This is a genomic window from Rhizobium sp. BE258, assembly GCF_031457345.1.
Lineage (GTDB): Bacteria > Pseudomonadota > Alphaproteobacteria > Rhizobiales > Rhizobiaceae > Rhizobium.
In genome coordinates this window covers 145203-166392 of the sequence record NZ_JAVDWL010000007.1, presented here as the reverse complement: position 1 = coordinate 166392, position 21190 = coordinate 145203, and the positions used below count along the sequence as shown (strand labels likewise).

24 protein-coding genes and 1 pseudogene are annotated in these 21190 nt (G+C 62.5%); 18 read left to right on the top strand and 7 right to left on the bottom strand.

What is annotated here, in order from left to right:
* Positions 1-249: 249 nt before the first annotated feature.
* Both cimA and rarD read left to right on the top strand, forming a co-directional pair.
* A complete protein-coding gene (gene cimA / locus J2X43_RS23420) occupies positions 250-1866 on the top strand; it encodes a citramalate synthase (protein WP_310297993.1) in 1617 nt (538 codons plus the stop codon).
* Between the two features lie 118 nt (positions 1867-1984).
* Entirely contained in the window at positions 1985-2899 is a 915-nt protein-coding gene (gene rarD, locus J2X43_RS23415; RefSeq protein WP_310297990.1) for an EamA family transporter RarD, read from the top strand.
* 15 nt (positions 2900-2914) lie between these two features.
* Here the strand turns inward: rarD and J2X43_RS23410 are convergent, their stop codons facing one another.
* Complete coding sequence (locus tag J2X43_RS23410) at positions 2915-3538, bottom strand: TIGR00730 family Rossman fold protein (protein ID WP_112390837.1); 624 nt, start codon at positions 3536-3538, stop codon at positions 2915-2917.
* Positions 3539-3693: 155 nt separating this feature from the next.
* On the opposite strand from J2X43_RS23410, the gene J2X43_RS23405 reads away from it, so the two are divergent.
* From J2X43_RS23405 to J2X43_RS23385, 5 genes and pseudogenes are all read left to right on the top strand, one after another.
* Positions 3694-5769: a LysM peptidoglycan-binding domain-containing protein gene (locus tag J2X43_RS23405; RefSeq protein ID WP_310297985.1), complete on the top strand. Its 2076-nt coding sequence runs from the start codon at positions 3694-3696 to the stop codon at positions 5767-5769.
* A gap of 226 nt (positions 5770-5995) precedes the next feature.
* On the top strand, positions 5996-7870 hold the full coding sequence (locus J2X43_RS23400; RefSeq protein WP_112537546.1) for an ABC transporter ATP-binding protein/permease: 1875 nt from the start codon (positions 5996-5998) through the stop codon (positions 7868-7870).
* A gap of 136 nt (positions 7871-8006) precedes the next feature.
* Positions 8007-8708: pseudogene (locus J2X43_RS23395) on the top strand (phosphatidylserine decarboxylase); the annotation flags it as partial.
* Positions 8709-8726: 18 nt separating this feature from the next.
* Positions 8727-9572: a CDP-diacylglycerol--serine O-phosphatidyltransferase gene (gene pssA, locus J2X43_RS23390; protein WP_112517094.1), complete on the top strand. Its 846-nt coding sequence runs from the start codon at positions 8727-8729 to the stop codon at positions 9570-9572.
* 159 nt (positions 9573-9731) lie between these two features.
* Positions 9732-9872 carry a hypothetical protein gene (locus tag J2X43_RS23385; RefSeq protein ID WP_310298710.1) on the top strand — a complete coding sequence of 47 codons (141 nt, stop codon included), beginning with the start codon at positions 9732-9734 and terminating at the stop codon, positions 9870-9872.
* Here the strand turns inward: J2X43_RS23385 and J2X43_RS23380 are convergent.
* Genes J2X43_RS23380 through J2X43_RS23370 form a run of 3 tightly spaced genes read right to left on the bottom strand, consistent with a single transcriptional unit; the run spans position 9869 to position 11650 of the window.
* Positions 9869-10489 (bottom strand): LysE/ArgO family amino acid transporter, encoded by a 621-nt coding sequence (locus J2X43_RS23380; RefSeq protein WP_112517095.1) that lies wholly within the window; start codon positions 10487-10489, stop codon positions 9869-9871. The genes J2X43_RS23385 and J2X43_RS23380 overlap by 4 nt on opposite strands.
* Before the next feature lie 31 nt (positions 10490-10520).
* Positions 10521-11282: an SOS response-associated peptidase gene (locus tag J2X43_RS23375; protein WP_310297977.1), complete on the bottom strand. Its 762-nt coding sequence runs from the start codon at positions 11280-11282 to the stop codon at positions 10521-10523.
* Between the two features lie 47 nt (positions 11283-11329).
* Positions 11330-11650 carry a YnfA family protein gene (locus tag J2X43_RS23370; RefSeq protein ID WP_310298688.1) on the bottom strand — a complete coding sequence of 107 codons (321 nt, stop codon included), beginning with the start codon at positions 11648-11650 and terminating at the stop codon, positions 11330-11332.
* A gap of 93 nt (positions 11651-11743) precedes the next feature.
* Here J2X43_RS23370 and J2X43_RS23365 point away from each other — a divergent pair, with 93 nt between their 5' ends.
* The 9 genes from J2X43_RS23365 (at position 11744) to J2X43_RS23325 (ending at position 17453) form a co-directional block, all read left to right on the top strand.
* Entirely contained in the window at positions 11744-12169 is a 426-nt protein-coding gene (locus tag J2X43_RS23365) for an NUDIX domain-containing protein (RefSeq protein ID WP_310297974.1), read from the top strand.
* Positions 12170-12205: 36 nt separating this feature from the next.
* Positions 12206-12667 carry a TIGR02301 family protein gene (locus J2X43_RS23360; protein ID WP_310298686.1) on the top strand — a complete coding sequence of 154 codons (462 nt, stop codon included), beginning with the start codon at positions 12206-12208 and terminating at the stop codon, positions 12665-12667.
* 100 nt (positions 12668-12767) lie between these two features.
* Complete coding sequence (locus tag J2X43_RS23355) at positions 12768-13025, top strand: hypothetical protein (RefSeq protein ID WP_112390884.1); 258 nt, start codon at positions 12768-12770, stop codon at positions 13023-13025.
* A gap of 14 nt (positions 13026-13039) precedes the next feature.
* Positions 13040-13801 (top strand): hypothetical protein, encoded by a 762-nt coding sequence (locus J2X43_RS23350; protein ID WP_112517098.1) that lies wholly within the window; start codon positions 13040-13042, stop codon positions 13799-13801.
* Positions 13802-13881: 80 nt separating this feature from the next.
* The gene (locus tag J2X43_RS23345) at positions 13882-14721 is read left to right on the top strand and encodes a folate-binding protein YgfZ (protein ID WP_310297971.1); all 840 of its coding nucleotides are present in this window, start codon (positions 13882-13884) and stop codon (positions 14719-14721) included.
* Between the two features lie 26 nt (positions 14722-14747).
* Positions 14748-15320 (top strand): YfbR-like 5'-deoxynucleotidase, encoded by a 573-nt coding sequence (locus tag J2X43_RS23340; protein WP_112390826.1) that lies wholly within the window; start codon positions 14748-14750, stop codon positions 15318-15320.
* A 41-nt stretch (positions 15321-15361) separates the two neighbouring features.
* Complete coding sequence (locus J2X43_RS23335) at positions 15362-15850, top strand: tyrosine phosphatase family protein (protein ID WP_310298682.1); 489 nt, start codon at positions 15362-15364, stop codon at positions 15848-15850.
* 61 nt (positions 15851-15911) lie between these two features.
* Positions 15912-16823, top strand: a complete 912-nt coding sequence (locus tag J2X43_RS23330) for a mechanosensitive ion channel family protein (protein ID WP_112537596.1) — start codon at positions 15912-15914, stop codon at positions 16821-16823.
* Positions 16824-16877: 54 nt separating this feature from the next.
* On the top strand, positions 16878-17453 hold the full coding sequence (locus J2X43_RS23325; protein WP_310297966.1) for a hypothetical protein: 576 nt from the start codon (positions 16878-16880) through the stop codon (positions 17451-17453).
* Positions 17454-17459: 6 nt separating this feature from the next.
* Here J2X43_RS23325 and J2X43_RS23320 read toward each other — a convergent pair whose 3' ends face one another.
* Together J2X43_RS23320 and J2X43_RS23315 are read right to left on the bottom strand one after the other, a co-directional pair.
* Positions 17460-17975 (bottom strand): superoxide dismutase family protein, encoded by a 516-nt coding sequence (locus J2X43_RS23320; RefSeq protein ID WP_310297963.1) that lies wholly within the window; start codon positions 17973-17975, stop codon positions 17460-17462.
* A gap of 113 nt (positions 17976-18088) precedes the next feature.
* The gene (locus J2X43_RS23315) at positions 18089-18400 is read right to left on the bottom strand and encodes a hypothetical protein (protein WP_112390823.1); all 312 of its coding nucleotides are present in this window, start codon (positions 18398-18400) and stop codon (positions 18089-18091) included.
* A 264-nt stretch (positions 18401-18664) separates the two neighbouring features.
* On the opposite strand from J2X43_RS23315, the gene J2X43_RS23310 reads away from it, so the two are divergent.
* Positions 18665-19309 carry an HD domain-containing protein gene (locus J2X43_RS23310; protein ID WP_310297959.1) on the top strand — a complete coding sequence of 215 codons (645 nt, stop codon included), beginning with the start codon at positions 18665-18667 and terminating at the stop codon, positions 19307-19309.
* Positions 19310-19324: 15 nt separating this feature from the next.
* Entirely contained in the window at positions 19325-20182 is an 858-nt protein-coding gene (locus J2X43_RS23305; protein ID WP_112517104.1) for an MOSC domain-containing protein, read from the top strand.
* Here J2X43_RS23305 and J2X43_RS23300 read toward each other — a convergent pair.
* The gene (locus J2X43_RS23300; protein ID WP_310297956.1) at positions 20179-21174 is read right to left on the bottom strand and encodes an aldo/keto reductase; all 996 of its coding nucleotides are present in this window, start codon (positions 21172-21174) and stop codon (positions 20179-20181) included. The genes J2X43_RS23305 and J2X43_RS23300 overlap by 4 nt on opposite strands.
* Between the last annotated feature and the right edge of the window lie 16 nt (positions 21175-21190).

Sequence of the window (21190 nt, the reverse complement as noted above, 5' to 3'; positions counted from 1 at the left end):
CCCGGGGGCACAACGATCAACCCTCATGGTGAGGAGGCCCAACGGGCCGTCTCGAACCACGAGGCCCAGAGGCGTGCGGAGATAGAGCCGCCACCGGCAAGACGACCAAGGCACGACCGGTGCCTGAGAGACATGCGTGCCCTAGGGCACAACGACCAGCCCTCATGGTGAGGAGGCCCGCAAGGGCCGTCTCGAACCACGAGGGCGGGTGACTGACACTCAACACCCGCTCAGCCGGGAGGAACGACAATGAGCAGAGAACGCATCTACCTCTTCGACACGACGCTCCGGGACGGACAGCAGACGCCCGGCATCGACTTTTCGGTCGAGGACAAGATTGCGATCGCGGCGATGCTCGATGAATTCGGCCTCGATTATGTCGAGGGCGGCTATCCCGGCGCCAATCCGACCGACACGGCGTTTTTCAGCGAGAAGCGCACCAAGGACGCCCGGTTCGTCGCCTTCGGCATGACCAAGCGCGCGGGGATCTCGACCTCCAACGATCCGGGACTGGCGACACTGCTGCAGGCCGAGAGCGACGCTATCTGTTTCGTCGCCAAGAGCTGGGACTACCATGTGAAGGTGGCGCTCGGCTGTACCAACGAGGAAAACCTGGAATCGATCGCCGAAAGCGTCAAGTCGGCGGTTGCAGCCGGCAAGGAGGCGATGGTCGATTGCGAGCATTTCTTCGATGGCTACAAGGCCAATCCGGAATATGCCATCGCCTGCGCCAAGACCGCCTACGAGGCCGGCGCGCGCTGGGTGGTGCTCTGCGACACCAATGGCGGCACGCAGCCGCCGGAAATCCGCGCCATCGTCGAGGCGCTGATTTCGGCCGGCGTTCCCGGCGGCTGTCTCGGGATCCATGCGCATAACGATACCGGCCAGGCGGTTGCCAATTCGCTGGCCGCCGTCGAGGCCGGCGTGCGGCAGATCCAGGGCACGCTGAACGGCATCGGCGAACGCTGCGGCAACGCCAATCTGGTGACGCTGATCCCGACGCTGGCGCTGAAAGATACCTATGCGACCCGTTTCGAAACGGCGATCGACGAGGAGCGGCTGCTCAATCTCACCCGCCTGTCGCATGCCTTCGACGAGTTGCTGAACCGCTCGCCCGATCACCAGATGCCCTATGTCGGCGCCTCCGCCTTCGCCACCAAGGCCGGCATCCATGCCTCGGCACTGCTCAAGGATCCCCGCACCTACGAGCATGTGCAGCCCGAAAGTGTCGGCAATTTCCGCAAGATCATGGTCTCCGACCAGGGCGGCAAAGCGAATTTCATCAATGCCCTGAAGCGCCGCGGCATCGAGGTCGGCAAGGACGATCCGAAGCTCGACCTCTTGATCTCCATCGTCAAGGAGCGCGAAGCGTCGGGTTACGCCTATGAGGGCGCCGATGCCAGCTTCGAGCTGCTCGCCCGCCGCACCCTCGGCACCATCCCAGAATTCTTCGGCATCGACGGTTTCCGCGTCATGATCGAGCGCCGCTTTGATAGCCTCGGCCGCGTCAAGATTGTCTCGGAAGCGGTGGTGAAGATCACTATCGACGGCCAGACGCTGATGTCGGTCGCCGAAGCCGAAGGTCCGGTCAACGCGCTCGACCTAGCGCTGCGCAAGGATTTCGGCAAGTACCAGCATGAGATCGACGACCTCGTGCTCGCCGACTTCAAGGTGCGTATCCTCAACGGCGGCACCGAGGCGATCACCCGCGTGCTGATCGAATCCATCGATTCCAGCGGCGTGCGCTGGTGGACGGTCGGGGTGTCCGAAAACATCATCGACGCCTCGTTCCAGGCGCTAATGGATTCGGTCATCTACAAGCTGATGAAGAACCGGCAGCTGGCGGGAAAGATCGCCGCGGAGTGAGAGTTTTGGTTTCTGGCAAATCAAAACTCCTTCACATCCATTCACGGAAATGAATTGGCCTATTCATAGCGGTTAGGTTAGAGCGGGTTCCATAACGATAAATTATGGAAACGCCCCCATGTCCGTCGATGCGACCGCGCCGATCATCAAGAACGAAGACAGCCCGCGCGGCTTTGCCTTTGCGCTGACTGCCTATCTGCTGTGGGGGCTGCTGCCGATCTACATGAAGGCGCTGGCGCATATTTCACCGGCCGAAGTCATTGCCCATCGCGTCCTCTGGTCGGTTCCGATCGCCGGCCTCGTGCTCCTGGTGCTTGGCCGCACGCAGGAAATCCGTGATGCGCTGCGCTCGCCGCGATTGATCGCCATGGCGACCCTGACCGCCGCTCTTATCACCATCAACTGGGGCACCTATGTCTGGGCGATCGGCGCAGGGCACTCGCTAGATGCGGCGATGGGCTATTTCATCAATCCGCTGATCAGCATCTTCATGGGCTCGGTTCTGTTGAAGGAAAAGCTGCGGCCACTGCAGATCGCGGCGATCGGCCTTGCTGCCGTTGCCGTCGTCGTGCTCGCCTTCGATGGCGGCGGCCTGCCGTGGATCGCGCTGACGCTCGCCTTCAGCTGGGCCTTCTACGCCTTCTTCCGCAAGACGCTGCCGCTCGGCCCAAACCAGGGTTTTCTGCTCGAGGTGCTGATCCTCAGCGTTCCCGCAATCCTCTACATCCTCTACCTGGAGCTCGTGACCGGCGAAGGCCATTTCATCGAGACCGGATGGAGCGATACCGCCCTGCTGCTCGGCTGCGGCCTCATCACTGCCGCGCCGCTGATGATCTATGCCAACGGCGCCAAACTGCTGAAACTCTCCACCATCGGCATCATGCAGTATATCGCCCCGACGATGATCTTCCTGATCGCCATCTTCGCCTTCCACGAGCCGCTCGGCACGGCGCGCATGATCGCGTTCCCGCTGATCTGGGCGGGCCTGGTGCTCTACACAGTGTCGATGCTGAATGCGACGCGCGGGCGCTGAGGCGCCCGCTCACCATCACATTTTCGAAAGAACCTCGTCCTCGCCGCCACGATCGGCGGCGATTTCGGCAGCCTGCGCCATGATCGCCGGAACGATGTCGGCGATATTGTCGATCACGAGCGGCTGGACGCGATGGGCCGTGTGGATGAAGCCCTCGTCCGTCATATGCTTCAGGAGCTCCATCATCGGATCCCAGAAGCCGTTGATATTGGCGAAAACCATCGGCTTTTCGTGACGGGCGAGCTGCGCCCAGGTCATGATCTCGACGATCTCCTCCAGCGTGCCGATACCGCCCGGAAGCGCCACGAACGCGTCGGAGCGCTCGAACATCATGTGTTTGCGCGCATGCATGTCCGGCGTTACAATCAGTTCGTTGAGCTGGCCGAGAGAATGGCGCGTCGCTTCCATGTCGATCAGGAATTCCGGGATGATCCCCGTCACCTGACCGCCCGCCGAAAGCACCCCGCTGGCAACCGCCCCCATGATGCCTTTGGTGCCGCCGCCGTAGATGAGCCTTAACCCATATTCGGCAATTTCCTTGCCGAGCGTGCGTCCGGCAGTCATGTATGCAGCGTCGCGTCCCGGCCTGGAGCCGCAATAGACGCAGATGGATTTTATCGAGTGTGATTGATCGGTCATTGGGCCAAACAACTATTCCGGGGCTGAGCAGTCAAGAAAAATGAGGCAAAACCTACGTCTTAAGCGTAGGTGACGGGCTTGGATGCTTGTGAAAAGCACAGGGAATCGCTAGCAATTTCTGATTACTACGGCACATTGCCGCCTGGGGAGAATGAATGATGAGAAACCGCGCCGGCTTGCTGGCCCTCGCAGTGCTTGCAATTGCAATCCTTTTGATGGTCTTCGTGGTGATGCCCCGGATCGGCGGAGACGCGTCAAAAGTTGGTGATGCGATCAATCAGGCTGGCTCCGAAGTCAAAAATACAGTCGAGGAAGCCGGCAAGACGGCCCGTAACGCCGTTGCCGACGCTGCTGAAACCACCGGAAAGGTCGGCCGCCTGACGGCTGACGCCGGACAGTCTCTCACAGAACTTAAGGCGCTATTCGCCGACGGCAAGACCCCGGCTGCCGATGCGCTCACAGCCGCCAAGACCAAGGCGACCGGCGCGCTGCAGGCGATTGCCGATTTCGCCGCGCCTGACGGTATCGACCCGGCAACCTCCGCCATCATCACCAAGGCCAAGGACGGCGCTGCGAAGGCACTGGCGACGATCCAGGCGCTGCCTGAAAATGCTGCAGACGCGCTCGCCGCCCTCCTCAAGGCCGAAGCCGAACTGACAGGCGCTCCGGCGGCCCAGTCTGCCGCAACTCAGCCCGCGGCCGACGCTACGGCCCAGCAGCCGGCAGCCGACGCGAATGCTCCGGCAACCGCGGCCCCTGCTGCCACCGATCAGGCCAATGCCGGCCCGAAGGTTCCCGCCTTCGACGTTCTGCGAGTCGAGCCGGATGGTTCGACCGTTATCGCCGGCTCCGCTGAGCCGAACGGCAAGCTTGAAGTCGTCGATGGCGACAAGGTGGTCACCACGACCGATGTCGGCCCCTCCGGCGACTTCGCAGCCGTGCTCGACAATCCGCTCGGCCCGGGCGATCACCAGCTGGTGTTGAAAGTAACCGGCAAGGACGGCAAGGTTCAGACCTCGGAAGAAGTCGCGACAGTTTCCGTGCCGAAGGACGGCAGCAGTGCCGAGCTGCTGGCCATGGTTTCCAAGCCGGGTGAAGCAAGCCGCATCATCACCGCTCCGAAGGCCGAGCAGCAGACCGCTGCGGCAACGCCTGCCGCGAACGGTGCAACACCCGCCCTGCCCGCAGCTTCCACCGATATCGCCAATACGGCACCGGCCGTTCCGGCAACACCGGCTGAGGTCATGGTCAATGCCGTCGAGATCGAAGGCAACAAGATCTTCGTTGCCGGCACGGCCAAGGCGAATGGCAACGTGCTCGCCTATGCCGACGACAAGCTGATCGGCAAGGCGAAGGCCGGTGGCGACGGCCACTTCGTCATCGACGGCGCGATGGATCTCGCGGTCGGCGATCACAAGATCCGCGTCGATGTCGTCGATGGTTCGGGCAAGGTGCTCGTGCGCGCCGCCGTCAACTTCAACCGTCCGGAAGGCGACCAGGTGACCGTCGCGGCGCAGACCACGGCGCCTGCCACGGGTGCCGCCACGACGGCTCCGTCGATGGTGCCACTCGAAGAGGGCGAACTGACCAAGCTGCGCATGGATGCCGGCAAGGCGTTCGCGCTGCTGAAAGGCCTGTTTGCCGATGCCAAGGTGCCGGGAGCCGAACAGCTCGCCGCCGCCCGCTCTGCAACCGAATTCGCGCTGCGCTCGATCTCCGAGTTCCGTCCGTCGGTGGATGCAGGCGCACCGTTCAAGGAAACGGCAGCAAAGGCATCGCAGTCGGCGGCATCGGCCTTGTCGGCGCTCCAGGCCCTGCCCCGCGATGCGAAATCGGTCGGTGCAGCCCTCGAAAAGCTGTCGGCGATGATCGATACGCTGACCAGGGTTCCGGCCGCTCCCGCAGCACCGGCTCCGGCGACGGCCGCCGCACCTGCTCCCGCCACCAACGAAGTGGCGTCGGGCAACAGCAGCGAGCCGAAGACGATCGAACAGGCGCCGCTGACAACGAGCAACAACACCGTCATCATCCGCCGCGGCGATACGCTCTGGCAGATCTCGCGCCGCGTCTATGGCGCGGGCGTGCGCTACACAACGATCTACATGGCCAACGAGGACGAGATCAAGAATCCTGATCGCATCCTGCCCGGCCAGATCTTCGGCGTTCCCAAGGACGCGCTGCCGAATTCGGAAGAGTTGCACCGCAAGCTGAAGGCGGGCGCTCACCTCTAACCGGTTCGAAAGATCTGCGGCTATTGATGAAGGCCGGGCGAATATAGCGCCCGGCCTTTTCTCTTTGGCGGTTTGCCGTTGCATTCGCCGCTGTCAAATCCTATGTGGCGGGGGACGGCGAGACTGTCTGGCGGAGGCCCTCGAAAGGGCGGTTCCGCCTTTTGCAATTGCCGCTATCGAAACGATGCATTCGTGGTCAAAGCCCACCCCCGGGCTGGAGATGGGCATGGCAAACAAGACGGTTTCTGATTCCAATCTGCTGCGCACGCTGTTCAATCTCTGGCCCTATATGTGGCCGAACGAGCGGCCTGACCTGAAGATGCGCGTCGTCTGGGCGTCGGTCTACCTGCTGATCTCGAAATTCGTGCTGCTGCTCGTCCCCTATTTCTTCAAGTGGTCGACCGATGCGCTGAACGGCAAGACCGATCTCCACACCAGTCTTCCGCCGCTGCTGACCGGCGCCATCGCGCTGATCATCGCCTATAACCTGACTCGACTGATCCAGCTGGCGCTCAACCAGCTGCGCGACGCGCTGTTTGCTAGTGTCGGCCAGTATGCGGTGCGCAAGCTCGCCTTCAAGACCTTCGTCCACATGCACGAGCTGTCGCTGCGCTTCCATCTGGAGCGCAAGACCGGCGGCCTGTCGCGGATCATCGAGCGTGGTACCAAGGGCATCGAGACGATCGTCCGCTTCACGATCCTGAACTCGGTACCGACGGTCATCGAATTCCTGCTGACGGCCTTCATCTTCTGGTGGGGCTACGGCTTCTCCTATCTCGCCGTCACCGCCTTTACCGTCTGGGCCTATATCTGGTTCACGATCCGGGCGAGCGACTGGCGCATCTCGATCCGCCGGTCGATGAACGACAGCGATACCGACGCCAACACCAAGGCGATCGATTCCCTCCTCAACTTCGAGACCGTCAAATATTTCGGCAACGAAGAGATGGAGGCCAAGCGCTTCGACAAATCGATGGAGAAATACGAGAAGGCGGCGACCGATGTCTGGACCTCGCTCGGCTGGCTGAACTTCGGCCAGGGCGTGATCTTCGGTCTCGGCACCACCGTCATGCTGGTTCTCTCGGGCCTTGCCGTGCAGCGCGGCGAACAGACGGTCGGCGACTTCGTGTTCGTCAATTCGATGCTGCTGCAGCTTGCCGTGCCGCTGAATTTCATCGGCTTCGTTTATCGCGAAATCCGCCAGGGCCTCACCGACATCGAGCAGATGTTCGATCTTCTGGAGGTGAAGGCCGAGGTGACGGATGCACCGGATGCCAAGCCGCTTTCGATCGCGCAGGGCGCCATCAGCTTCAAGGACGTGCATTTTGCCTACGACGCGGCGCGGCCGATCCTGAAGGGCATTTCCTTCGACGTCCCGGCGGGCAAGACCGTCGCCGTCGTCGGGCCATCAGGGGCCGGCAAGTCGACGCTGTCGCGGCTGCTCTACCGATTCTACGACATCCAGAGCGGGGCGATCACCGTCGATGGCCAGGATATCCGCGGACTGACGCAGAAGAGCCTGCGCTCGGCGATCGGCATGGTTCCGCAAGATACCGTGCTCTTCAACGACACCGTCGCCTACAACATCCGCTACGGGCGGCCCGGCGCCAGCGACGCCGAGGTGAAGACTGCGGCCGAGATCGCGCAGATCGCCCATTTCATCGATCTTCTGCCCGAAGGTTTCGAGACCAAGGTCGGCGAACGCGGACTGAAGCTCTCGGGTGGCGAAAAGCAGCGCGTGGCGATCGCCCGCACCGTTTTGAAGGCGCCGCCGATCCTGATCCTTGACGAGGCGACGTCGGCGCTCGACACGACGACCGAAGGCGAGATCCAGACGGCACTCGACGCCGTCTCGAAGAACCGCACGACGCTGGTCATCGCCCACCGCCTGTCGACCGTCATCGGCGCCGACGAGATCATCGTCTTGAAGAGCGGCGAGATCGCCGAGCGGGGAACGCATGCGGCGCTGCTCGCCAAGGACGGTCTCTACGCCTCGATGTGGAACCGCCAGCGCGAGGCGACACAGGCCGAAGAACATCTGAAGCAGGTGCGCGAGAGCGACGATCTGGGCGTTGTCACGCGCCTTGCTCCAGCCACCTAACCACCTGAACAAAACGGCCGATCCGCCGTTTTGCTGTTTAGAACCCTTTCATGAAGGCCGCCGCAGCGGCCACGGCATTGCCCCGGCCGGAGTTTTTCTATAACCAGCGGTAACGAAAAAACCGAGGAGACCGGCGCATATGAGCCTGCTTGATACCGTTCGAAACACCATCGTTCCGGTCCATAAGGAAGGCTATCCCTTTGTCGCCGCCTTCTTCGTCGCATCGCTGCTGCTTGGCTGGCTTTTCAAGCCGCTGTTCTGGGTCGGCCTGATCCTGACGCTGTGGTGCGCCTACTTCTTCCGCGATCCCGAGCGCATGACGCCGCAAGACGACGATCTGGTCATCTCGCCTGCTGACGGCAAGGTGTCGTCGATCCAGATGGTGACGCCGCCGGCCGAGCTCAATCTCGGCAGCGAGCCGATGCTGCGCATCTCGGTGTTCATGAACGTCTTCAACTGCCATGTGAACCGTTCGCCGGTGCGTGGCCGCATCGTCAGCATCAATTACCGCTCCGGCAGCTTCGTGAATGCCGAACTCGACAAGGCCAGCGAAGACAACGAGCGCAACGGCCTGGTCATCGAAACGGCCCATGGCAATATCGGCGTCGTGCAGATCGCCGGTCTGGTCGCGCGGCGCATTCTCTGCTGGGCGAACACCAACGAGCCGCTGGCCGCTGGCGAGCGCTTCGGCCTGATCCGCTTCGGTTCGCGCCTCGACGTCTTCCTGCCTGCCGGTTCGGCGCCGCGTGTCGCGCTCGGCCAGACGGCGATTGCCGGTGAGACGGTGCTTGCCGAATTCGCCTCCGCCAAGGGTCCTGTCATCAGCCGCCGCAGCTAAGACGATCAGGAGCGCCACATGGAGACGCCTTTTCCGCCTTTCGAACCCAACGGCCCGAACGATTCAGCGCGCGGGCCAAGGCTGCGTGAAATTCCGCTCCGGCTGGTCGTTCCCAATCTCATCACCATCCTGGCGATCTGCGCCGGCCTGACCGGCATCCGTCTCGCCTTTGAAGGGCGCTACGAGTTGGCCGTGATGATGGTGCTGCTCGCCGCCTTCCTCGACGGCATCGACGGACGTATCGCCCGGCTGATGAAAGCGACGTCGAAATTCGGCGCGCAGATGGATTCGCTCGCCGACATCGTCAATTTCGGTGTTGCCCCTGCCCTCGTCGTTTATGTCTATGCACTCGATCAGGCGCGCTCGATCGGCTGGATCGCTGCACTGATCTATACGATCGCCGCCGGCCTGCGGCTTGCGCGTTTCAACGTCATGTCGGAGCGCGAAAACCGTGCGCCGTGGCAATCGGAATATTTCGTCGGCGTGCCGGCCCCTGCCGGCGCCATGCTGGTGCTGCTGCCCGTCTATCTCGGCTTCCTGGGGATGGAGAGCGACCGGCTGTTTGCCTATATCTCTTCGGCCTACACCGTGCTGATTGCCTTCCTGCTGATCAGCCGCCTGCCGGTCTGGTCGGGCAAACAGGAAGGCAGCAAGCTGCGCCGCGATCTGGTGCTGCCGCTAATGCTCGGCGTCGTTCTCTATGTCGCGCTGCTGATGAGCTTTACCTGGGAAATCATGGTCTTCACCGTGGTGATCTATCTCATCTCCCTGCCCTTCGGCGCGCACCGCTGGAAGAAGAAATACGGCACGCTGACGATCGAGGAACCCGGCGTCGGCGAAGACGACATGGGCCGTCACATCTGAGATTTGATTAGCACGCTACCCAAGCGTGCTTTTCTGCATCAAGCCTCGCGCAAAGTTTTCGCCTTACACACTTCCTGATGATCGATGCCTCTCTTTTGTCGTTTTTCGCGACAAAAGAGCAAATCAGAACACATCCAGGGAACACGTAAGGAGAGTATGGTGACCTCGAAGAAAACTGGTGCAGCGGAACAGCCGGCCAAGCAGGATCTCAGCACCCACTACCGCCCGCTCGGCCTGAAGGCCGTACTGGCAGCAGCACTGATGCTGAAGAAGCCTGCCCTCATCAAGAAGCCTGCTTAAGCAGCGAAGAAGCGCCAGAGCAGGCTTATCGCCAGCAGGCTCATGACGACGCCGATGATGACGTCGAGAACCCGCCAAGCGGCGGGTTTTGCAAAGACCGGCTGCAGCAGCCGCGCTCCATATCCCAGCCCGAAGAACCAGACGAAGGACGCGATTGCGGCGCCCGCGCCATACGCGATCCGGTCCTGCCCCTGATAGGCGGCGGACAGGCTGCCAAGCAGCACCACCGTATCCAGATAGACATGCGGATTGAGGAATGTGAAGGCGAGGCAGGTGGCAACCGCCGCCTTCAGCCCCAGCGCCTGCGGCGATCCCGCCTGCATGGCGCCCGGATGCAGCGCCCGGCGAAAGGCCATGAAGGCGTAGGAGCCGAGGAAGACGGCGCCGCCGAGCGTGACCACCGAAATCAGCACCGGCGATTGCGATACCAGCGTGCCGAGACCGCCGACGCCGGCGGCGATCAACAGCGCATCCGACAGCGCGCATATCAGGCAGAGGATGAAGACGTGCGAGCGCAGCAGCCCCTGGCGAAGAATGAAGGCATTCTGCGCGCCGATGGCGATGATCAGGGATGCGCCGAGGAAGAAGCCCGAAAGGGCAGCCGAAATCGAGATCATAGTATGGTCCGGAAAATGAGAGAATTTGGGATCAGAAGAAGCTGAGCTGCCCGTCGCCGGGCTTGGCGGCAACAGGCTTCGGGGGCTTTTCGAGGACGACAGGCGTCTGCAGGTCCTCACCCATGTTCGAAACCTTGTTGACCTTGTCGGACACCGGGATCGCTTCGAAGAAGTCTTCCTCCACCGGCCTCATCAGATCGGCAACCTCGCGCGGCTCCTGCGTCTTGCAATCCAGCCAGCGGGAGAAGTCCTCAGGCTTGATGACGACAGGCATCCGGTCGTGGATCGGCGCGATGGCCGAGTTGGCTGCGGTCGTGAGAATCGCGCCGGTATCGACTTCCGATCCGTCGGCGGATGCCCAGGTTTCCATCAGCCCGGCAAAGGCGACGATGCCGCCATGCTTCGGCTTGATCCAATAGGCCTGCGATTTCTCGCCGCTTTCCTTGGAAGGGCGATGCCATTCGTAGAAGCCGCTCGCGGGAACCAGAACGCGGCGATGACGCATGGCGGCGCGGAACGAAGCCTTGCCGATTGCGGTCTCCGAACGCGCATTGATCAGCAGCGGAAACTGCTTGGGATCCTTGACCCAGGAGGGCGTGAAACCCCAGCGCACGAGGACGGCGCGGCGATCCGGCTGATTGCTGCCCTTCTCCGGCGTCTCGCCTGAGACGACGACGAGGATCGGCTGCGTCGGGGCGATATTGTAGCGCGCCGGAAAGTCCTCCAGCTCGACCACTCCCAGCAGGTCCTGCAGCTCTTCCGGCGTCAATGTCAGGGCATAGCGTCCGCACATGAGATTGTCTTTGCACCCCGTCAGGCGACGGTCAAGGGTCGGTTGCGTCAGCTGCGCGGCGCAAAGAGGATGATCGCCGTGCCCGCCAGGCAGACCACCGCGCCGCCGATATCCCAGCGATCGGGCACCCGGTTTTCGGCCAGCCAGAGCCAGAGGATCGATGCGGCGATATAGATGCCGCCATAAGCCGCGAAGGTGCGCCCGGCCGCCTCGCTGGGCACGAGCGTCAGCAGCCAGGCAAACAGCGCCAGCGACACCATGCCGGGCGCCAGCCACCAGACGGACTTGCCCATTTTCAGCCAGGCCCAGAAGGCAAAGCAGCCGGCGATCTCGAAGAGGGCAGCAAAGGCATAGATCAGGTAGGTCAGCGGTCTTTCCTTCGAATCGAACGTCCGGTACTCAGGCTGATATCCACGTTCGGCGATCGGAACATGGTGCGCAACCTTGAAAGCAGCCGGGACATGACAGAGACGGCATCGACGGCCCGGGCGGCATCCTCTGCCATTCTGGAGCGTGACGGCAGGTTTCTGCTGGTGCTGCGCCGCAATCCGCCCTCTGCCGACATGTACGCCTTCCCCGGCGGCCGGGCGGAGCCGGGAGAGACGCCGGATCAGACAGCGCTTCGCGAATTCCACGAGGAAACCGGCATTGCAGCCCGCAATCCGAAGCTGTTTTCCGAGTATGACCTGAAGACCCACGCGGCCGACGGCAGCATCAGCAGCCATTTTTATCTTTCCGTCTTCACGGTGGAGGCAGATGCGGATGCGGTTGCAGAAGCTGCCGACGATGCCGCGGCGATCGGCTGGTACAGTCTCGACGAGATCCGGCGGCTGCCGGTTCCGCAATCGGTGCTCGAATGCGTGGAACGGCTGGCGCTTCGACAATAACCGCGTGGAAACATGGCGCTGCGCCTTGTTCCCGACATCGCTTGCGTATCAACTATCAGCATGATTCCCGTACGACGCGTTTTCTTGTCCCTGTTGTTATGCGCCGGTGTGGCGATGTCGGCACCTGTTTGGGCACAGGGCAACAAGGCTGCGCAACCTGCAGCGCCCGAGGTGCCGCCGCCCCCACCGGCGGCCGTGCCTTATGACGGCAAGCTGTTGCGCTTTGCCGAAGTGATCGGTTCGGTGCATTATCTGCGCACGCTGTGCAAGGCTTCCGGCGGCGACGAATGGCGCAACGACATGCAGCAACTGCTTGATTCTGAAGCGAAAGATGAGCCGCAGCGCAAGGAAAGACTGACCGCGGCCTTCAACCGTGGATACCGTGCCTTCGCCTCCGTCTATACCGATTGCACGCCATCCGCGATCGTGGCAGAAGAGCGCTACCGTAACGAAGGTGCAACACTGGCCACAGAAATTACTTCGCGGTTTGGAAATTGACGTTTAATTAACCTGTTTTCACTCCCGCGCGTGTCGTTTTGGGAAAAGGCTGATAGAGTTGTTAACCAGGCAGTAAGGCATGCAGTTCGAGGAAAAGAAAATGGAACCAAGCCTCAACGACATCGACGACATGATCGTCCACGAGAAGATGCAGGCGGCTTTGGAGTACCACAACGAAGCCTGGGCGGACGGCATGGCCGACGGCATCGAGCCTGAAATCATCGCCGACACCGCCATCATTCATGCGCTGCGCGAGACGATTCGCCTCCACGGCGAGAACAACGCGGAAGCCTTGCTCGATTCGCTGCGCGAACGGATGCTTGCTGGTGAGTTTTCTCCCAACCGCAGACTGCAGTAGAATTAGAGAGCCCGATGCAAACCGGTAAGGACAAGGCCCCGCGGCGGCTGATGGCGCCGCTTCTCGTTGCTCTATGCGTTGGTGCCGGTGTTCTGCCAGCGCCGGTGGCGCATGCGCTTTCCGAGTTGCACAAGGTTCCGGGCCAGCCCGATCCGCAGGCGACCGATCAGAAAAACAGCCAGCAACAGCAGCAGACGCAGACCCCGCCGGCAACGGCGCCGGGCGTGCCGATGCCGGATCCGCTTGTTAACAAGGACAATGCCGGCAAGAGCACCGACAAGACGCCAGGCGCCACCGACGACGCCAAGCCTGTCGAGGTGATCTACGATATCAACAAGGCGCCGGAGCCGGTGCGTAAGATGCGCCAGCAGATCGTCGAGGCGGCGGCTTCCGGCGATCTGGAGCGGCTTCGCCCGCTGATGGGGACCGGCGCTCAGCAGACGCAGGTGACTGTCGGCGAGCCGACGGACGACCCGATCGGAACGCTGAAGGATCTCTCCGGAGATCCTGACGGCGACGAGATCCTCGCCATCATGCTCGACGTCATCTCCACCGGCTTCGTGCATGTCGGCGCCGGAACGGCCGATGAAGCCTATGTCTGGCCCTATTTCGCCGAGAAGGACCTGAAGGCGCTGACGCCGCCCGAGCGTGTCGAGCTGTTGCGCATCGTCACCGCCGGCGATCTCTCCGACATGCAGGAATTCGGCGGCTACAATTTCTACCGCCTGGGCATCACGCCTGACGGCAAGTGGAAGTTCTTCACCGCAGGCGATTGATCGCAAGCCCTCCCCCGCCGCTTGCAGCGGCGGCGCGGAAGACTTAACTCTGAGCGACAACGAACGCGACAGGTCTCGCCATGCCATCCGTCTTTCTCCCGCACCGCGCGCTTTTCCGCATCGGCGGCGCGGATGCCGAATCCTTTCTGCAGAACCTGATCACCACCGATATCGTTTCGATGGCGCCAAACGAGGCGCGTCCCGGCGCGCTGCTGACGCCGCAGGGCAAGATCCTGTTCGACTTCATGATCTGGCGCGACGGCACGGATTTCATCATCGAGACCGACCGCGATCAGCACGATGCGCTGGTGAAGCGGCTGACGATGTACAAGCTGCGCGCCGCCGTGACGCTTTCGACCATCGAGGCCGATGGTGTGACCGTTTCCTGGGATGATGCAACCGCTGACGGCGCGGCCGACAGCCGCTTTGCCAAGGCCGGCATCACGCTGCACCGCCGCGAGGGCAAGCATGGCGCGGATGACGCCTTGCTCTACGACGCCTTGCGGGCAGCACATGGCATCGTCACTTCGGGCCCCGATTACGCGCTGCAGGATATCTTCCCGCATGACGCGCTGATGGACCTTAACGGCGGCCTGTCGTTCAAGAAGGGCTGCTATGTCGGCCAGGAAGTGGTTTCCCGCATGCAGCACCGCGGCACCGCGCGCAGGCGTGTGGTGACCGTCACTGCGGCTGGCGTCCTCCCGGCACCGGGCACGGAGATCACGGCCGCAGGCAAGCCTGTCGGCACACTCGGCACCGTCAGCGGCCGGACCGGCCTTGCCATCGTCCGTATCGATCGCGCCGGCGAAGCCATGGCTGCGTGCACGCAGCTGATGGCAGGCGATACCGCGGTGTCGTTGACGCTGCCCGCCTGGACCGGCCTTACCTTCCCGGCCGCCTCCGACGAGGCCAGCGCGTGACAAAGCCGCCCCGTGCCTGGCAACGCATGCTCTCCGGCAGGCGTCTCGATCTGCTTGACCCGTCGCCGCTGGATGTTGAACTCAGCGACATCGCCCACGGTCTTGCGCGTGTCGCACGCTGGAACGGCCAGACCTCGGGCAATCATGCATTTTCGGTGGCCCAGCACAGTCTTGCCGTCGAGGATATCTTTCGCCGCCTCAATACGGCGAGCCCCGACGACTGCCTGATGGCGCTGCTGCACGATGCGCCGGAATATGTGATCGGCGATATGATCTCGCCGTTCAAATCCGTCGTCGGCGGTGGCTACAAGACGGTGGAGAAGCGGCTGGAAGCGGCCGTTCATCTGCGCTTCGGCCTGCCGCCGCATCCCTCGCGCGAGCTGAAGGACAAGATCAAGAAGGCCGACACGATCGCCGCTTATTTCGAGGCGACCTGCCTTGCCGGTTTCACACCAGCCGAGGCGCAGAAATTCTTCGGCCAGCCGCGCGGGATTACCCGCGAGATGTTACCGATGGAGCCGCTTCCGGCGGTCGAGGCGCAGCGGCTGTTCTGCGAACGGTTCGAGGCGATCGAAGCTCTCCGGAGCGCCAGGCCGTGACCCCCCATATCGTCGTTTCACCGCTCTCGCGGATCGCCGAGATGGCGGTACGCCACGGCTCCCGCGAGATGGTCAGCCTGATGGCCAAGGAACAGGCCTTTCACCGGCCGGGCGTTATCTCCGCCAACCGTCATCTGCTGCTGCACATGAACGACATCGCCTTCAAGGGCACCGGCAATCTCGTCGCACCCGATGAGGCCCATGTTCAGAAGATCATCGATTTCGCCGCCGGCTGGGACGACAGCGCGCCGCTGCTTGTCCATTGCTGGATGGGCGTGTCGCGCTCGCCTGCCGCAGCACTTGTTGCCGCCCTTGCGCGAGTGCCCGATCAGGACGACAGGGAGCTTGCGCAACGGCTGCGCACCGCCTCGCCCCATGCGACGCCGAACACCCGGATCATCGAGATCGGCGACGGCCTGCTGAAGCGCGATGGCAGGCTGATTGCCGCCGTTCGCGCCATCGGCCGCGGCGCCGATGCCGACGGCAACGCGCCTTTCGTGCTGTCCATCGCTCCCGATAAAACTGGTTGACGCCCCGGTACCCTGCCCCATCTAGCGAAGGGCAATGGAAATTCGAGGTATGACAGCAGGCATGGAACAGGCAACAGACGTCATCGTCGCAACGCGCACGGCGCTCAGCCAGGCAAGCGCGCTCGCAGTTCAATATTCCTTTTCGATTCTCGGCGCGATCATTCTGCTGATCGTCGGCTGGGCGATGGCGAGCTTTCTCAGCCGCTGGGCCTATGAGGGGATTTCCCGCGTTCGCGGCATCGACGAAACGCTGGCGCGCTTCTTCACCAATGTCCTGCGCTATGCGCTGCTGATCCTCGTCTTCATCACCGTGCTCGGCCAGTTCGGCGTGCAGACGGCCTCGATCATCGCCACCCTCGGCGCTGCCGGTCTGGCCATCGGGCTGGCGCTGCAAGGCACGCTGCAGAATATCGCCGCCGGCATCATGCTGTTGATCCTCAGGCCGTTCCGGGTGGGTGAATATATCGAAACCAGCAGCATCTCCGGCACGGTCCGCGAGATCGGCTTGTTTGCGACGGAGTTTAAGACCGGCGATGGGCTCTACAGGCTGGCGCCGAATTCCATTCTCTGGAACACGCCGATCACCAATTACAGCCGCGAACCGACGCGCCAGAACGAGGTGAAGGTCGCCGTCGCCTATGCGGACGACCTGGATGCGGCGATGGAGCGGCTGGTGTCTCTGGCCAAGCAGGATCCGCGTGTGCTGAAATCGCCAGCACCCAGCGCTTTCGTCGATACGATCGGCGGCGCGACGATCAGCGTGACACTGCGCTACTGGGCAAAGACCGGCGACTGGTGGCTGCTCAGCCGCGATATGGTGAAGCGGATCAAGCTCAGCTTCGACGAAGGCGGCCATCTGCTGCCGGTGACGGCGGCCAATGGCAACACGCTTCCCGAAGCCGCTCCTGTCGAAGAGAAGACAACAGGTCCGACCAGACGCGCAGCGGCCAAGAACCAGCCGTCCAGGCCATAGCGCGAACGGAACGTTTTGACTCGCTGCCGGTTAATCTCTCAAGGAGATTGATCGATGCCACTGCCGAACTACCGCGATACATTTTTGCAAAGCCTGCAGACGCTCAAGGGGCTGACCGGCGATTCGGGCGAGTATGCGCGGTTTCGCTGGCAGGCGATCTATCTGACGCGCGGCCAATTCTCCTATTTCTTCCGTGGGGCGCTCGATGGCACCAGCGCCGGGTTTTCGGGCCAGCAGATCGACCTTGTCAGCGGCGAGGTCAGCGTCATCCCGGCGCAATCGGTCGGCCTCTATGGCGCGACCTTCGGGCTCAACGAAGCAATCACCGCCTATAGCGGGCCGCAGAAATCGGTCATCGAAGTCGCCCATGCGTTCACCGAGGCGAGCGAGATGGATTACCACCCGGAATTCTTCTACGTCAGGATGAACCTGATGCACACGGCCAACGACAGCAAGATGGGCTTCGCCCGCGACCCGCGGCTCAGGGAAAACACCAACCTGATCTTCGTCGGGCTGGAAGATCAGATGACATCGGAGCTGCTGGAGGAAAGCGACATCGCCCGCTGGGTGGCGCAGGAAAAGCCGATGGCATCGGCCGATTGGTATGCGGAGCGGTATTATTACGGATGAGGGACATTATTTAATCACCCCACACGCCAGCCTCTCGCCCGCATCGCCCGACGGCTGGCTGCGATAGTCATCCGAATTTGCGTGGATCATCAGCGCCCGCCCGCGGATGCCGTCCTTCTTGCCATCCAGCGTCACCATGCTGTCGAAGACCTGGGCGCGGAGGATGCCGTCCTGACCGACATACTGATTCGGCATATCGCCGGCATGCGGACCCTTTGCCGCCAGGAAGCCGTGTTCGGCATCTGTCGGGTTGAAATGCTTGCCGGCCGATTCGTGATGGGTGGCGGCGTCGCATTTGCCGGTTTCGTGGACGTGGAAGGCGACCCATTTGTTGGCGGGCAGACCGGAGACCTCGACTTCGAGCATCACGCCGCCATTGGCTGCCGCGGTCAGCGTTGCCCGGCCGCTCTCCTTGCCCTTGCCGTCGACGAAATTGGCGGTCGCGGTCTGCTTGTCCTGCGCATTGGCGGCGAAGGCCGAAGCCGCGAGCGTCAGCGCAGCAATGACGATGGTCGTTTTCATGAGGATTCCCTTCCGCTTGGCTATCGTTGTCCAACGCCTCACTGCCGAAGGGGTTCCGGCAAAAACAAAAGCCGGCCAAATGGCCGGCTTCGTGAATACAATCTCCGTACGCCTCAGGAGGCGATATCGAGATCGTATTGGCCGTAGGTGCTGCGATAGAGATCGGGCGAACCATCATCATTGGATGCCGCGAAGGTCATATCGGTACCGGTCGTACGCATGCCCATCATCAGGGCAAGAACATTGTCGGTTGCTGTCGAGCGCGGCTCATGCTTCGGCTCTTCACTCAGTTCAGCGAGAATACCAGGCTTCTCGTCAGCTGCACGTTCGCCACGGCTCAAAACGCCGTCGCCATTCGTGTCGAGCCGGGAAAGCGTTGCCAAATAGGCATATGCCGTGTCTGAAACAGATGTAACTTGGGCCATACAAACCTCCGTCCACCGCCTTAATTCTTCGGTGCTGTCTGTACGCAATACAAATGGGGAAAATCGAACTGGTCCGGGGATACCCCGAATAGTGAGTCGGGTCAACAAGCTGTTAACTTCCCATTAAGGAAGGTTGACAAAGCGTTCAGAGGCGATCCCGGCGCCGGGTTTTCCACGGCTTCGCCCCTCATGCGAAAGGCGCATTGCAACTCTCTGCCCGAAGCCCTATTCCGGGCCTCCATACCAACGATTGCGGTGACGAGAATGCATCAGGCCGAAGCCTTTGCCCCCTTCGAGAGCCTTGCGGCTGAGCTTATTCCATTTGCCACCGAGGGCGACGACGGTTCACATGATCTGGCGCATGTGCTGCGCGTCTTCAAGAACGCCATGCGCATCCAGAAGAGCGAAGGCGGCGATGCGCGCATTCTGGCCGCAGCTGTTCTGCTGCATGATTGCGTTGCCGTCGAGAAGAGCTCGCCGCTCCGCTCCAAGGCCTCGGCGCTCGCGGCGCAGAAGGCATCCGGGATCCTGCAGAAGCTTGGCTGGACGGCAGAGGATATCGCAGCCGTTTCCCATGCGATCACCGCACACAGCTTCTCCGCCAATGTGACGCCCGAGACGCTGGAAGCGAAGATGCTGCAGGATGCCGACCGGCTCGACGCGATCGGCGCTGTCGGCGCTGCCCGCTGTTTCTACATCGCCGGGCGCATGGTCTCCGGGCTCTACGACCCCTTCGATCCTGGCGCCAAGGAGCGGCCGCTCGACGACAAGCGCTATGCAATCGACCATTTCCAGACCAAACTGTTCAAACTGGCCGACGGCTTCCAGACGGGAGCAGGACGCGGACTGGCGGCGGAACGCGACAAGCGGTTGCGTGATTTCCTCGCCGACTTCATGGACGAAATCTAGGCTTCAGGAGACGGCATGCAGGTCAGCGATCTCTTCATCTACCCGCTCAAGAGCGCCAGGGGCATTGCGCTTCCCTCTTCTGCGATCGACGCATTCGGCCTGCCGGGCGACCGGCGGGCGATGATCACGGACGCTGACGGACAATGCATCACCCAGCGCGAATTGCAGGATCTGGCGCGCATCGATGTTCGCCCGGAAGCCGCAGCGTTCCGCCTGCTGATGGATGGCAAGGGCGAGATCGCGGTTCCGCCGCCACAACCGGACAGGCGGATGGATGTCGTCATCTGGAAGACGCCTGTGAATGCCGCCGTTGCCGATGACGGGAGCAACAGCCGGCTGTCGGAATGGCTCGGGCGTGAGGTCAAGCTGGTGTTCTTCGATGCCGCCGCTGAGCGGATCGCAAGCCCCGAATGGGCCGGGCCGGACACGCCGGTGACCTTTGCCGACGGCTATCAGATCCTGGTGACGACGACGGGATCGCTGAAGGCGCTGAATGCCGATCTGGCCAGCCATGCGGAAGGCGAAATCGGCATGGAACGTTTCCGCCCGAACATCGTCATCGATATCGACGAGCCCTGGCCCGAAGACCGCTGGGCGGCGATCGAGATCGCCGGCATCCGGCTCGATCTCGTCAAGCCCTGCGCCCGCTGCATCATGACCACCCAGGACCAGGTCACCGGCTCGCGCGACGTGCCGAACCCGATGCCGGCGATGGGCCGTGTGCGCATGTCGGCGGACCGGCGTGTACCGGGGCCACTGTTCGGCTGGAACGCAACACCACGCGGCACCGGCACGATCGCCATCGGCGACACCGTGACAGTGATCGAGGAACGGCCGGAAGGCTGGGCTTTCAAGGTGCGCAACCGCGCCTAGAGGCCGGAGAGCGCCTCGTCGATCCTGCTCATCACATCTGACGGCAACGGGCCCTTCGCCAGGGCGCCGGCATTTTCCTCGACCTGGGCGACCGTCCGGAAACCGGGGATCGGCAGGGTGCGGGGCGAGCGGGCCCAGAGCCAGGCGAGCGCGCCCTGCGTCAGCGTCCTGCCGCCATCGGTCAGGAGATTTCTGACGGCGTCGAGACGGGCGGCGAATTCGGGGGCGATCTTTCCGTCCTTGAAATAGATCATCCAGTCGAGGCTTGCGCCGCGGACGTCCTTTTCGCCGACAGTCTTGCCCGGGGTGAACTTGCCGCTGAGCAGCCCCATGGCCAGCGGGCCGCGGTTGATCGAGATCAGGCCGTTCTTCTCGATGAGCGCGATCATCTCTGGCACCGGCTCGAAGACGTTCATCGTATGCTGCACGGAGACGAAGCCGTTGCGATCGAGATGGCGGGCCGCCCGGTCCGGATAGTCGGTGCTCCAGCCGAAAGCGTCGATCTTGCCCTCGGCCTTCAGGGTCTCAAGCGTCCCGAAGACCTCGTCGGAGGCTTCGAGCGGAAAGTCGTTCAGATGGAACTGCAGCAGATCCAGCCGCTCGCGGCGCAGGCGGCGCAGAGACGTTTCCGCCGATTGCCGGATGAAGGCCGGGTCGGCAAAGGCGCCGGTCGCCTGCCTGGTCTTTTCGTCGGTCGCATGGCCGAACTTGGTGGCGATGACGATGTCATCGCGATTACCGATGGCACGGCCGACAACCTCCTCGGAATGCCCTGCCCCGTAATTCGAGGCAGTATCGAAAAGGCGGATGCCGAGATCGACCGCACGGTTGATGGCGCGGATCGATTCGTCGTCGTCCACCTCGCCCCAGCCGAGCGGGATATCGCCGGCATAGGACGGCCCGCCGATCGCCCAGCAGCCCATGCCGAGACGTGGGATTTCGCGGCCATTCCAGAGGGTGATCGCCGTCGTATTGTCAGGTTTGGTCAGCATGTTCTGTTCCTCCACC